Source organism: Bradyrhizobium sp. 199 (genome assembly GCF_023073355.1).
Classification (GTDB): domain Bacteria; phylum Pseudomonadota; class Alphaproteobacteria; order Rhizobiales; family Xanthobacteraceae; genus Bradyrhizobium.
In genome coordinates, this window is record NZ_JADPJI010000006.1 from 13,338 (window position 1) to 26,108 (window position 12,771).

Annotated in this window: 9 protein-coding genes; 5 read left to right on the forward strand and 4 right to left on the reverse strand. The window is 63.9% G+C overall.

Features of this window, described 5'->3' with window-relative positions; translation table 11 throughout:
* The first annotated feature begins 68 nt into the window (after positions 1 to 68).
* Together IVB28_RS20585 and IVB28_RS20590 are read left to right on the forward strand one after the other, a co-directional pair.
* Positions 69 to 788, forward strand: coding sequence for a ribonuclease activity regulator RraA (locus IVB28_RS20585; protein WP_247528640.1), 720 nt, complete (start codon positions 69 to 71; stop codon positions 786 to 788).
* 71 nt (positions 789 to 859) lie between these two features.
* Positions 860 to 1,951 carry an SMP-30/gluconolactonase/LRE family protein gene (locus IVB28_RS20590; RefSeq protein WP_247528641.1) on the forward strand — a complete coding sequence of 364 codons (1,092 nt, stop codon included), beginning with the start codon at positions 860 to 862 and terminating at the stop codon, positions 1,949 to 1,951.
* 125 nt (positions 1,952 to 2,076) lie between these two features.
* On the opposite strand, the gene IVB28_RS20595 is transcribed toward IVB28_RS20590, so the two are convergent.
* Complete coding sequence (locus IVB28_RS20595; RefSeq protein ID WP_247528642.1) at positions 2,077 to 4,182, reverse strand: S9 family peptidase; 2,106 nt, start codon at positions 4,180 to 4,182, stop codon at positions 2,077 to 2,079.
* Between the two features lie 312 nt (positions 4,183 to 4,494).
* Between IVB28_RS20595 and IVB28_RS20600 the strand changes: the two genes are divergently transcribed.
* Together IVB28_RS20600 and IVB28_RS20605 are read left to right on the forward strand one after the other, a co-directional pair.
* Positions 4,495 to 5,931 (forward strand): MBOAT family protein, encoded by a 1,437-nt coding sequence (locus tag IVB28_RS20600; protein ID WP_346730757.1) that lies wholly within the window; start codon positions 4,495 to 4,497, stop codon positions 5,929 to 5,931.
* The gene (locus tag IVB28_RS20605) at positions 5,931 to 7,031 is read left to right on the forward strand and encodes a hypothetical protein (protein WP_247528644.1); all 1,101 of its coding nucleotides are present in this window, start codon (positions 5,931 to 5,933) and stop codon (positions 7,029 to 7,031) included. The genes IVB28_RS20600 and IVB28_RS20605 overlap by 1 nt, the downstream gene beginning before the upstream one ends.
* A 166-nt stretch (positions 7,032 to 7,197) precedes the next feature.
* Here the strand turns inward: IVB28_RS20605 and IVB28_RS20610 are convergent, their stop codons facing one another.
* The 3 genes from IVB28_RS20610 to IVB28_RS20620 form a co-directional block, all read right to left on the reverse strand.
* The gene (locus IVB28_RS20610) at positions 7,198 to 8,385 is read right to left on the reverse strand and encodes an aminotransferase class V-fold PLP-dependent enzyme (RefSeq protein WP_247528645.1); all 1,188 of its coding nucleotides are present in this window, start codon (positions 8,383 to 8,385) and stop codon (positions 7,198 to 7,200) included.
* 102 nt (positions 8,386 to 8,487) lie between these two features.
* Positions 8,488 to 9,213, reverse strand: a complete 726-nt coding sequence (locus IVB28_RS20615) for a thermonuclease family protein (RefSeq protein WP_247528646.1) — start codon at positions 9,211 to 9,213, stop codon at positions 8,488 to 8,490.
* Between the two features lie 258 nt (positions 9,214 to 9,471).
* Positions 9,472 to 11,199 carry a hypothetical protein gene (locus tag IVB28_RS20620; protein WP_247528647.1) on the reverse strand — a complete coding sequence of 576 codons (1,728 nt, stop codon included), beginning with the start codon at positions 11,197 to 11,199 and terminating at the stop codon, positions 9,472 to 9,474.
* A gap of 430 nt (positions 11,200 to 11,629) precedes the next feature.
* Here IVB28_RS20620 and IVB28_RS20625 point away from each other — a divergent pair, with 430 nt between their 5' ends.
* Entirely contained in the window at positions 11,630 to 12,478 is an 849-nt protein-coding gene (locus IVB28_RS20625; protein WP_247528648.1) for a caspase family protein, read from the forward strand.
* Positions 12,479 to 12,771: the final 293 nt, after the last annotated feature.

The window sequence follows — 12,771 nt, forward strand, 5'->3', positions numbered from 1 at the left end:
TCAGGTGCGCAATTGCGCACCGTAGTTCGGTTTCGCCGCCCCGGAATGACGAAATAAGAGAGCGCGACATGACAAAACTTACCGAAGCCACCCGCAACAAGCTCAAATCCGTCTCCACCGCCACCGTCGCCACCGCGCTGTTCAAGCGCGGTCTGCGCGTTCAGATGATCCAGGATGTGCATCCCGTCGGCCCCGACCAGCCGACCATGGTCGGCGAGGCCTTCACGCTGCGCTACATGCCGGCGCGCGAGGATCTCAACACCATCGACGTGTTCAAAGACCGGGCGCATCCGCAGCGCAAAGCGATTGAGGATTGTCCGGCGGGTGCCGTGCTGGTGATGGACAGCCGCAAGGACGCGCGCGCCGCTTCCGCCGGTGCGATCCTGGTCACGCGCTTGATGAAGCGCGGTGTCGCCGGCGTCGTCACCGACGGCGGCTTTCGCGATTCCGCCGAGATCGCCAAGCTCGGCATTCCCGCCTACCATCACCGTCCTTCGGCGCCGACCAATCTCACGCTGCATCAGGCGATCGAGATCAACGTTCCGATCGGCTGCGGCGACGCGCCGGTGTTCCCGGGCGACGTCATCCTCGGCGATGCCGACGGCGTCATTGTGATCCCCGCGCATCTGGCCGACGAGATCGCCAACGAAACCTCTGAGATGACGGCGTTCGAGGACTTTGTCACCGAGGAAGTCGGCAAGGGTCGGGGCATCTTTGGTCTCTATCCCGCAACCGATCCGCAGACGCTGACCGACTTCGCGCAATGGCGGAAGAAGAACGGCCGCTAGGCCGAGACTCACGTCAAGACACAGGCCGGCCACATCAAGCGCCGGCCTATTATCGAGCAGGGAGGACTTTCATGAATTTCACGCGACGCAATCTCATGGCCGGCGCTGGCGGGGCCGTGGCATCCACGCTGCTCGCCCGCGCCGCGGGCGCACAATCGTTCCCTTTCACACCGAACCAGCGCTACCCCGATCCCGCCGTCCAGATCCTCGATCCCGGTTTCACAAAATACCGGCTCTATTCCTCGACGGTCGAGCAGGTCGCTTCAGGCATGCGCTGGGCCGAAGGTCCCGCTTATTTCCCCGAGGGCGGCTATCTCCTGTTCTCGGACATTCCCAACAACCGGATCATGAAGTTCGACGAGAACACCGGGCAGACCAGCGTGTTCCGCGCCAATGCCAATTACGCCAACGGCAATGCGAGGGATCGCCAGGGGCGTCTCGTCACCTGCGAGCATTCCGTCACGCGCCGCGTCACCCGCACCGAGAAGGACGGCAAGATCACCGTGCTCGCAGACAAGTTCGAGGGCAAGCGGCTGAACGCGCCGAACGACGTCGTGGTCAAGTCCGACGACAGCATTTGGTTCACCGATCCGCTGTTCGGAATCAACGGCGAGTGGGAGGGCAAGAAGGAAAAGGCCGAGCAGGCCACCACCAACGTCTATCGCATCGCCAAGGACGGCAACATCACTGCCGTGCTCACCGACCTCGTCAATCCGAACGGCCTGGCCTTCTCGCCGGACGAGAAGAAGCTCTACATCGTCGAATGGAAGGGTACGCCCAACCGTAGCATCTGGAGCTACAATGTCGGCGACGACGGCGCCTTGAGCGGCAAGACCAAGCTGATCGACGCTGCCGACCAGGGTTCGCTCGACGGTTTTCGCGTCGATCGCGACGGCAATCTCTGGTGCGGCTGGGGCTCCAATGGCGCGCTGCAATCCGAGCCCACTGAGGTCGGCGGCCGCAAGGTGTTTCAGCTCAAGGCCAAGCCGGAGGATCTCGACGGCGTGATGGTGTTCAACGCGGACGGCAAGCCGCTCGCCTTCATCAGACTGCCCGAGCGCTGCGCCAATCTCTGCTTCGGCGGCCCCAAGAACAACCGGCTGTATATGGCGAGCAGCCACTCGGTTTATGCACTGTACGTCGAGGCGCACGGCGCGGTGTGAAGTAGTAGCGGCGAGCCAAGCTGCCGTAGGGTGGGCAAAGGCGCATTTGCGCCGTGCCCACCTTCTGTTCGAAACGGCACGAACTAGTGGGCACGCTTCGCTTTGCCCGCCCTACACGTTTGCGGCTACACCCTGGCCTCCGTCATCCCCGCCGCCCACAGCGCAAACGCATACACGATCGCGACTTCATCCAGCCGGTCGAACCGCCCCGAGGCGCCGCCATGGCCGGCGCCCATGTTGGTGCGCAGGAGAACCGGGCCGCCGCCGCTCATGGTTGCGCGCAGGCGCGCGATCCATTTGGCGGGCTCCCAGTAAGTGACGCGTGGATCAGTAAGCCCGCCCATCGCCAGGATCGCCGGGTACTCCTTCGCGGCGACCTTGTCGTAGGGCGAGTAGGACAGGATCGTTCGAAAATCCTTTTCGCTCTCGATCGGGTTGCCCCATTCCGGCCATTCCGGCGGCGTCAGCGGCAGCGTGTCGTCGAGCATGGTATTGAGCACGTCGACGAACGGCACTTCGGCGACGATGCCGGCGAACAATTCGCCGGCACGGTTGGCGACCGCGCCCATCAGCATGCCGCCGGCCGAGCCGCCATGACCGACGATGCGCTTGGCGCTGGTGTATTTCGCGTCGATCAATGCCTGCGCGCTGGCTGAGAAATCGTCGAACGAATTCGTCTTCTTCTCGCGCTTGCCGTCGAGATACCAGCCCCAACCCTTGTCGGCGCCGCCGCGGATATGGGCAATGGCGTAGACGAAGCCGCGGTCGACCAGCGACAGGCGGTTGGCACTGAACGAGGCCGGCATCGCCATGCCGTAGGAGCCGTAGCCGTAAAGCAAGAGTGGCGCCGAGCCGTCGAGCCTGAGCCCGCGGCGATAAAGGATCGAGACCGGCACCTCGGCGCCGTCGTGCGATTTCGCCGTGATGCGGGTGGTGACGTAGTCGGCAGCAACGTGGCCGGATGGAATCTCCTGGCGCTTGCGCAGGGTGCGCGTGCGCTCGACCATGTCGTAATCATAGACCTCCGACGGCGTCGTCATCGACGAATAAGCGAAGCGCAAATTGGTCGTATCGAATTCGTACGAGCCCATTGTATCCAGCGAATAGGCGGCCTCGTCGAAGGCGATGGCATGCTCCTCGTTCGAGGCGAGATCGCGGATCACGATCGACGGCAGCGCATTGGCGCGCTCCAGCCGCACCAGATGGCCGGCATAGAGATCGAGATCGATGATGTAGATGCCGGGACGATACGGGATCAGATCGCGCCAGTTCTTGCGGTCGGGCGAGAGGAGCGGCGCCGTGACGATCTTGAAGTCGATGGCGTCGTCGGCATTGGTGAGGATGAAGAGCTCGTCGCCGCGGTCGGCAAGCGAATATTGCACGCCTTCCTCGCGCGCCGCGACCAGTCGCGGCGGCGCCTCTGGATGGGCGAGATCGATCAGCCGCTGCTCCGAGGTTTCGTGGTCGCCGCCGGCGATCACGCAGAAGCGGCCGCTGGTGCTCTCGTGCAGATGGGTGAACCAGCCGGAATCCTGCTCCTCATAGACCAGCGTGTCGTCGGCCTGCCTGGTGCCGAGCCTGTGCCGCCACACCTGCATCGGCCGGTGATTGTCGTCGAGCTTCACATAGAAGAAGCTCTTGCAGTCCGCGGCCCAGACCATGCCGCCGTCGGTCTCCTCGACGAGATCGTCGAAGTCCTTGCCGCTCGCCCAGTCGCGCACGCGGATCGAAAAATATTCCGAGCCGTTGGTGTCGGCGCTCCAGGCCTGCAGCTTGTGGTCGTGCGAGTGCCGGCTGCCGCCGAACTTGAAATATTTGTGGTCCTTGGCGAGCGCGTCGCCATCGAGCACGATATCGCCGTCGCCGCCCTCGCGCGGCATGCGGCCGAACAGCTCGTGCTGCCCGCCCTCGCGAAATCTGCGAAAATAGGCGAAGGGACCGTCAGGCGAGGGTACGCTGGAATCGTCCTCCTTGATGCGTCCGCGCATTTCGCGAACCAGCGTCTTCTGCAGGCTCGCGGTATGGCCGAGCAGGCTGTCGGTGTAGACGTTCTCCTCGTCGAGATATTTGCGGATGTCGGGATCGAGCACCTTGGGATCGCGCAGCACCTCCTGCCATTTCGCGTCCTTCAACCAGGCATAATCGTCGGTCACGGTGATCCCGTGCCGCGTGAAGGAATGCGGCCGGCGCGGGGCGACGGGAGGCTGGGAAGGCGTTTTGGCTTGTGTCACTCGATCCTCATTAATCAGCGCGGCGTCTCTTCTTAACCTCGCCCCGCTTGCGGGGAGAGGTCGCCGCGAAGCGGCGGGTGAGGGGTACAGGTCCCTCGACCATCTCTCCTGCGGAGAGAAGCCCTCCACCCCAACCCTCTCAGGGCGAGCGTAGCTGGTCCCGACCCCGTAAGAACGGGGAGAGGGAGAGGAGCCACCGTCTTATATCGTCCCGATTCCGCCGATTGCCAGCGCCGCCGCGCCAAGTCGCCGGGTTGTTGACCGGCCCCGTGTATGCTTTACGGACCCTATCCCCGCCGCCGGTCCAGCCTGATGCTGTTCAATTCCTACCCGTTCATCCTGCTGTTCCTGCCCCTCGTGCTGGCCGGCTATTTCTGGCTCGGGCGGCGCAGCAATCTGAAGCCGGTGATCTGGCTGGCGCTGGCCTCGCTCGGCTTCTACGCGATCGGCAGCTGGCAGTTCGTGGCCCTGTTGCTGATCTCGATCGCGTTCAACTACGGCATCGGTCATCTCCTGATCGTGGCGAAGCTCGGCCCGTCGCAACGAAAGACGGCACTCGCGCTTGGCGTCGCGGGCGATCTGCTCGTGCTCGGCATCTTCAAATATGCCGGCTTCGTCACCGAGAACATCAATGCGCTGTTCGGCACGCATGCCGCGGTCCACATCCTGCTGCCGGTCGGCATCTCCTTCTACACCTTCACCCAGATCGCATTTCTGGTGGATGCATATCGCGGCCAGGTCGCGGCTTACGCGCTGCCGCACTACACGCTGTTCGTGACTTATTTTCCGCATCTGATCGCAGGACCCATCCTCCACCACAAGGACATGATCCCGCAATTCGAGCGGGAGGAGACCAAGCGCCCGGACCCGCATCTCATCCTGTGCGGCGCCATCATCTTCGCCATCGGCCTGTTCAAGAAGACCTGCCTTGCCGACGGCATCCAACCGCTGGTCGCGCTTGCCTTCGAGGCGCGTTCGCCTAGCTTCGATCAGGCCTGGCTGGGTGCGCTCGCCTACACGTTCCAGCTTTATTTCGACTTCTCCGGCTATTCCGACATGGCGATCGGGATCTCGCTGATGTTCGGCATCTTCCTGCCCGTCAACTTCAACTCGCCCTACAAGGCCACCAGCATCGTCGAATTCTGGCGGCGCTGGCACATGACGCTGTCGCAATTCCTGCGCGACTATCTCTATATCCCGCTCGGGGGTAACAGGCACGGTCGCGTGCTGCGCTACGTCAATTTGACGATCACGATGCTGCTCGGTGGGCTTTGGCACGGCGCGGCCTGGACTTTTGTCATCTGGGGCGCGCTACATGGCGCCTATCTCTGCGTCAATCACGCCTTCATTGCGTTCGTTCCGGCCATTCCAATGGTTCTCGTGCGTCCGGCCCGCATTGCCGGAGCAGCGCTCACTTTCGTGGCCGTCGTCGTGGCCTGGGTGTTCTTCCGCGCCGAGAGCGTCGCCTGGGCGCTGCGGGTTCTCCACGCCATGGCAGATCCTTCGAATATCGTGTTCGGCCGCGAGGAAATCGCGGCGCTGGTGCTGGTCTCCATCTACGCTGCGCTGGTGTGGTTGGCGCCGAACACGCAAGCGCTCATGGGCTACGATCATGCCAATCGCAGCGTCGGCGAGAGCTTGCGGGCAGGACGGATGCGGCCGCTGGTTCTCTACGCGGCGTCGCTGGTGCTCGCATTCGGGCTCCTGGGCATCCAGGCCCACAGCGAATTCATCTACTTCCGCTTCTGATGCAGGGCGCGTTTACACAGTTGCGACGTTTTCTGCTCGCCAGCATCGTTTGCGTGCTCGGCGCGGCCTTGCTCACCTATGTCGTCGATCCCTTGCAACTGTTCCGCCCCTCGCGCTCCGCCTTCTATTCCGATGACACGCGCGTGCAGAATGCCGGCCTGATCCGCAGCCAGCCGTTCGACACTGCCTTCATGGGCACCTCGCTCGCGATCCATTTCCGCCAGAGCGACATCGACCGCGCGCTCGGCGTCCGCTCGTTGAAGTTGGCCATGACCGGCTCCAACTCGCGCCAGCAGGCTTTCGTGCTGGACCAGGCCATGGACCGCGGCGCCAGGCGGGTGATCTGGGCGATGGACGATTTCATCTTCGTCGATGCCGCCGACATCGAGGCCGATCCCTATCTGTCCGTCGATCTCTATCGGGGGACAACGAAGGGGATCGCGTCCTATCTGTTCAGCGCCGCAATGGCGAAGGAATCGCTGTTCGCCCTGCTGCGCTCGGTTCCCCCGCTGCGGCAGTCGCTGACCCGGGCGGCGCCGTATCTCCCGGTCAAGTTTGCGCTGTCCGACGTCGACGACATCTATGCGCTGCCCAGGGATTTCGATGTCGCCAACGGCTACAATGCGAAGCGGACACTCGCTGCCTTTACCTACATCACCGCTCCCGCGCGCCGCCGTTTTCTGGGTGAAGGCTATGGTTACGACGCCATGGTCAGTCATTTCGAGCGCGACGCCGTCGGCCTGATCACGCGCCATCCGGACGTGACCTTCGACATCTACTTCCCGCCCTATTCGATCCTGCAATTCGTCGCGATGCGCGATGCCTCACCTGCGACGCTGAAGATCGTCACCGACCTCACCTCTGTCATCGCGCAACGGCTGACGCAGCTTCCCAATGTGCGCCTGCACGATTTCCGGGCGATCAAAGAAGTCACGCACGACCTCGACAATTACGCCGACGTCATCCACCATTCGCCGGTGGTTGACGCGAAGGTGCTGTCGTGGCTGGCGCGTGGAGAGTATCGGGTCGATCCGACGGCACCGCTTGTGTTACTGGTTGAGTTGAAGGCGCAGGTCGCGGCGTATCGGGTGGAGCGCTGATCTTTCCCTCTCCCCTTGTGGGAGAGGGGGGCTCGCCGCGTAGCGGCGAGACGGGTGAGGGTCTCTCTCCGCGACGCTGGAAGTTGCGAGTGCGGAAACAACCCCTCATCCGGCGCTTCACGCCACCTTCTCCCACAAGGGGAGAAGGAAGAGATACGAAGCTGCGCTACGCCGCCACCTCGTCGCCGAGATACGCCACCGCCGCTTCCAGTCCGCCCTTGCCGTGCGGGATCTTCAGCGCGTTGAGCCCGATCTCGATCACGCCCAGCGTGCCGAGCAGCATCGGCGCGTTGACGTGGCCCATATGGGCGATGCGGAAGGCCTGGCCGGAGAGGTCGCCGATGCCGGTGCCGAGCACGACGCCGCACTTGTCCTTGCAATAGCGTTGCAGCACCGCGGGGTCGTGGCCGTTGCTCATGGTCACCGTGGTCACGGTGTTGGAGCGCTCGCTGGCCTCCGCGACGTTGAAGCCGAGCACCTGGCCTTCGGACCAGGCGGCAACGGCGCGGCGCGTAGCTTCGCCGAGCAGGCTGTGGCGGCGGAACGCGTTCTCCAGCCCTTCCTCGTGCAGCATGTCGATCGCCTGACGCAGCGCGAACAACAGATGGACCGGCGCGGTGCCGGCATATTTGCGATAATTCTCGGTGCCCTCGCGTTCGCTCCAGCTCCAATACGGCGTCGACATATTGGCCTTCTTGTGCACCTCGAGCGCACGCGCATTGGCGGCGACGAAGCCGAGGCCAGGCGGCGTCATCAGGCCCTTCTGCGAGCCGGACATCGCAACATCGATGCCCCATTTGTCCATCTCGAACGGCATGCAGCCGAGCGAGGCCACGGTGTCGACCATGTACAGCGCCGGATGGCCGCTCGCCTTGATCGCTTTGCCGATCGCCTCGATGTCGTTCTGCACGCCCGATGCGGTGTCGACCTGGACGACGACGACGGCCTTGATGGTGTGCTCTGTGTCGCGGCGCAGGCGCTCCTCGACCTCGTGCGGCCGTACCGCGCGGCGCCAGTCGCCCTTGAGCACTTCGACCTCGGCGCCCATCAGGGCTGCCGCGTTGCCCCAGCCGATCGCGAACCGGCCGCTCTCCAGCACCAGCACCTTGTCGCCGCGCGACAGCACGTTGCTGAGCGCCGCTTCCCAGGCGCCGTGACCGTTGGCGATGTAGATGTAGGACTTGCCCCTGGTCGCAAACAGCTTGGTGATGTCACTGAGCAGGCTCTCGGTCAGATCGAGCATCTGCTTGGAATAGATGTCGATCGCCGGACGGTGCATCGCCCGCAGCACCTCGTCGGGCATGTTGGTGGGCCCGGGGATGGCCAGAAACTCCCGGCCCGCGCGAACGGTCATTGCTGTCAGTCCTTGTTGCTTGAGAACAGGATGGTGGGTCGCTGATTCATGCTTTTACGTGGCGCTGACGCCTCGGAAAAGCGCCCAAAACGCAGGTCTGGGTCATCGTTTGGTCTCACGGCAGCCGGCCGCTTCCGCCTCCTCGACCGAGCAGAACCAGCGGGTGCCCTTGCTGATCTTCATCTTGATCTGGGTGTACCAGCGGCTGCTCGGTTGGTGAAAGATGCACTCGCCGGCGCTGTTGACGTTGCCTTTGATGGTGCAATCCGGGGAGGGCGCGACCGGCCCCGAGGCCGAGGCGAGCAGCACCGCATGCGCCCCGTCCGGCGGCTTGGTCGCGCCGAGGATAGTGGTTTTCTTGTTGCGCTCGCGCCAGTCCCAGGGCGCGATGAAGGCGCCCTGCCACATCCCGGCTTTTGCCTCACGCGCGGCGGCCTCGTCGGGCTCGTAGTCCTTGGAGATGCGGGTATAGGCCAGCGCCCAGCCGCTGCGCACCAGCCATTTCTGGATGTCCTCGCCGCCGACCTCGCAGCGCGCCACGGTGCGGCCGCGCCGGTCGATCGACCTCGTGTGGCAGGCCCAGCTCTTGCCGTCGGCGTATTTGGCGAGTTCGTCGCGCGCCGCAAGGCCGCAGGTCCAGCGCTCGCTCTTGGTATTGAGGCAGAGCTGGTCGATCGCGGGCGCGTCGATGCCGCCGAGCCGGATGCGCATGTTGCCGATCACGACGGCATCGCCGGCGCGGACTTTTGCCGTGCCGGTGATGTCGGCGCCCGCGGCCAGCGACGGCAGGGCAAGCAGAGACAGCGCAATCAGGAATTTTCGCAACATGCCGGTCCGGTGTGATGAAAATCTCGATAGACCGCGCAATTGTGGTCGGCTTTTGTCCGCCCGGCCAGCGCATGCTCAACAGAAGGGCTTTCAACTTCCCGTCATCAGTTGACGGTCCCGTACGGTGGGCAAAGCGAAGCGTGCCCACGATGTCTTGCGTGGGCACGGCGCTCCGCGCCTTTGCCACCCTACAAGACCTGCGCTACAAGACCTGCGCTACAAGACCTGCGCCACAAGATCTGCGCTCGGCGCACGAGCTCACCCCCGCGCCATCACCCGCCGCGCCACCGCGAGCCCCATGAGCACGAACGCCGACGTCACCTCCGGGCCGCCAACCAGGATCCGCGTCGGCGTCTTCATCTTGTTCCACTCATAGGCGCGGAACGGGCCGCGGCGGCCGCCTTCGCCGAGGTTGGCGACGATCACGTTCAGCGCCGGTGCGAAGGCGCGCGGGTCGGCGCCGAGATGGCCGAGCGCGATCAGTGCCAGCGCCGCGTCGAACACGTTCATCTCGGCGGCCATCAGCTCGCCCTTGACGTAGGACAGCACGCGATGGCGGATGAAGTCGAAATCGCCGTCCGGATCGATCAAAGCCTGCGCCGCCAGCGGCAGCGCCAGGAAGGCCGCATAGCAGCGGCCGAAATAGGCGCTGTAGAGCTCCGGCAGGTAATAGATGTGCGAGCGCGGATTGGCGAAGGCACCGCTCGCGGCCAGCCGCTTCTGGAAGCCGATGATGCGATGCACCGTGGCGAGCCGCGACGGCGTCTCCAAAACCTTCCAGCGCGCGAGGTTGCGAAAGCTGACCTCGAGAATGTCGAGATTGAGCGTCGGATCGAGATCGTTGCCGTAGGGACGCTCGCCCTTGAGGTTGTCGATCCAGGTCGCGACGCCGCCCTCATGGTCGATATTGTCGTTGAGCGGCACGGTCACGCGCGGCGCGTTGATGCCGGCGCGCACCTGGTAGCCGGAATAGAAGTCGAGCAGCGGCTGGTCGATGATCGCATCAAGGCAGCCGGCCTGCGTCGCTGCCGAGATCGAGCACGCCGTGGTGTCACAGTCAGGCACGTAAATGCCGAAGCCGAGGTCCTGCTTGATCTGCGCGAAGTAGCGGGAGAACCGCGGATGCGGTGCCGGCGCCAGCGCGGTGATGACGTTGAAACGCACGCCGTCGATGCCCTCGACCTCCTCGCGGCTGATGTTGACGCAGAAATCCACCATGTCGGCGATGGCGCGCTCTGCCGCGACCTTGTCGGCCGATGAGGCGAGCCCGGTCTCGCCATAGCTCAGCAGCGCCTCGATGAAGAACGCGTCGTAATAGGCCGATCGGTGCCGGATCTGCACCGGCTCCCACATCGGCTCGGCGACCCCTCGCCAGGGCGGATTGACGACGGCCCGTGCCGGCGAGCGTGCGATGAAGACACGGGCGAGGTTGAACAACAGCGAGGAATTCTTGTAGCCGCGGGCGTTCAGGCCCGTGAGCGCCATGATCAGCTCGCGGCCGCGGAAATCAGGATCGCCGATCAGGTTGAAGGCGGCATAGGTCGGCAGGAAACCGTTGCGGCGGTACGAGCCGAGCAGATGCTGGGCGCAATCTCGGATCACGCCGTCGATCTGCGCTTGCGGCGGTGCGGAGCCGGTGAATATCGCCGGCGGAGGCTTGGGATGGTCGGCAGCGATGCTGTCGACGAGATCGGCGACGGGCTGGCCGACTGCCGCCCAATCGGGCTCGGCCTCGTCGCGGGCGCGAACCAGCGCCTCGCGCAGCGCCGTCAGCCGGGCCTCGTCGCGCAGCTCGGGCAGCCCGGCCCGCCGCAGCAGCACCCGCAGCGCGGGATTGCCGAGCGCGGTCTTGTAGAATTTGGCCAGATGCGGATCGCCGCCGGCCGTAGCAGACAATACGGGATCGCAGACGTCGTAAAGCGAGGGGCCGTCCTTCGGCGCCAGCAGCGCCCGGCAGGCGGCGCCGGCGAAGTAATGAAAGCTCATGAAATAACCTGGTCGCGGGAACTTTGGCGGGGTTTGGCCGGGGCCGGCCAGCGCTCCCAACCACGCCAACCCCCTGCAAGTCGTTGAAAAGGCTACCCGGATTTGCAGGAAATACAAATGTGACGAAAGTCACGGAAAAAGTCGGCACGAAGGCTGCAAGATTGGAGGCTCGGAAGGATACGGGGAAAGCCAAAAATGCAGAAATTAAGGCGTGTAATTCAACAACAACTTCAGTTACTTAGCTCGAATTTTGGGCAACCTATTGCCGGGGCTCCTATATCCGGTTAAAGGTTTGTTTGGTGCGGCGCCGCAAATTGCGCGCAATTCGGGGGCACATCCCCGGCCAACCCCTCAAACCTAAAGACGCTATCGCGCTACTCAAACGGTGTGCGCGTGCTTGGCTGGTCTTTGGCACAGGAAACGAACCGAGATGAATGTAAAGCGGCTCGACCTTTCCAGACGCACGATCGCGCTGGCCGCGGCCCTCATCGGCACGGTCTCGCTGGTGATCGGTGCCCATGCTGCTCTCAACATGCGTGCGATCGATGCCGCCAAGGCCGTCTCGACCGACCAGGTCACCGGTTCGATCGCCCAGACCTCCCGTCTCGCCCTCGTCATTGGAAATGGACATTATCCCGACGCCAGCGCGCCGCTGACGCAGTCGATCAACGACGCCCGCGCGCTGTCCTCGTCACTGCGCAAGGACGGCTTTGACGTCGACATGGTGGAAGACGCGACCAGGGACGACATGGTTCGCGCCGTCAACCGCCTGAAGTCGCGGATCAAGCCAGATACCGTCGTCATGCTGTTCTTCGGCGGCTACGGCGTGCAGGCCGGCCGCCAGAGCTACATGCTGCCGGTCGATGCCGTGATCTGGAAGGAAAGCGACGTCCGCCGCCAGGGTGTCTCGATCGACGGCGTGCTCGACATGATGAAGGAGCAGGGCGCCAAGGCCAAGCTCGTCGTCGTCGATGCATCCCGCCGCAATCCCTATGAGCGTCGCTTCCGCTCCTACAGCCACGGCCTCGCGCCGATCAGCGCGTCCGACAACGCCCTGATCCTCACCTCGGCCTCGCCCGGCAAGGTCGTCGACGACGGCAAGGGCGAGCACAGCGTGCTTGTCAGCGAGTTCCTCAACAACCTCAACGCACGGGGCAGCGCCGAAAGCGTCTTCAACAAGACACGCCTCGCCATCTCCCGCGCCAGCGAAGGTGACCAGGTCCCGACGGTCTCCTCCTCGCTGCTCGAAGACGTCCATTTCGGCGAAGCCGGCGGCTAAAGCACGATGCGATCAGGATGAATCGCCACGCGCTTTAGGTTGTTGTTCAAGCATGATCTTTTCGGAAAACCGCTGCGCACTTTTCCGGATCATGCTTTAATTTTCTCAGGTTCTGCGAAGTCTCGTGCCCCGGACGCGGCGCATCATGCAATGATGCGACGCTGAGCCGGGGCCTATTTTTTAACTGCACATTTAGGCGAGGTGGGTCCCGGCTCTGCACAGCAGCCATAGCGTGTCGCAGACGCGCGTAAACGCGCTTTTTGCACGCTGCAGCGCGTCCGGGACAAGCGCGA

Bases quoted from the DNA above. Each gene is read 5' to 3' on its own strand.
- IVB28_RS20615 (WP_247528646.1), bottom strand. From the start codon at position 9,213: ATGTTGCGAAAATTCCTGATTGCGCTGTCTCTGCTTGCCCTGCCGTCG.
- IVB28_RS20600 (WP_346730757.1), top strand. From the start codon at position 4,495: ATGCTGTTCAATTCCTACCCGTTCATCCTGCTGTTCCTGCCCCTCGTG.
- IVB28_RS20620 (WP_247528647.1), bottom strand. From the start codon at position 11,199: ATGAGCTTTCATTACTTCGCCGGCGCCGCCTGCCGGGCGCTGCTGGCG.
- IVB28_RS20590 (WP_247528641.1), top strand. From the start codon at position 860: ATGAATTTCACGCGACGCAATCTCATGGCCGGCGCTGGCGGGGCCGTG.
- IVB28_RS20625 (WP_247528648.1), top strand. From the start codon at position 11,630: ATGAATGTAAAGCGGCTCGACCTTTCCAGACGCACGATCGCGCTGGCC.
- IVB28_RS20605 (WP_247528644.1), top strand. From the start codon at position 5,931: ATGCAGGGCGCGTTTACACAGTTGCGACGTTTTCTGCTCGCCAGCATC.
- IVB28_RS20585 (WP_247528640.1), top strand. From the start codon at position 69: ATGACAAAACTTACCGAAGCCACCCGCAACAAGCTCAAATCCGTCTCC.
- IVB28_RS20610 (WP_247528645.1), bottom strand. From the start codon at position 8,385: ATGACCGTTCGCGCGGGCCGGGAGTTTCTGGCCATCCCCGGGCCCACC.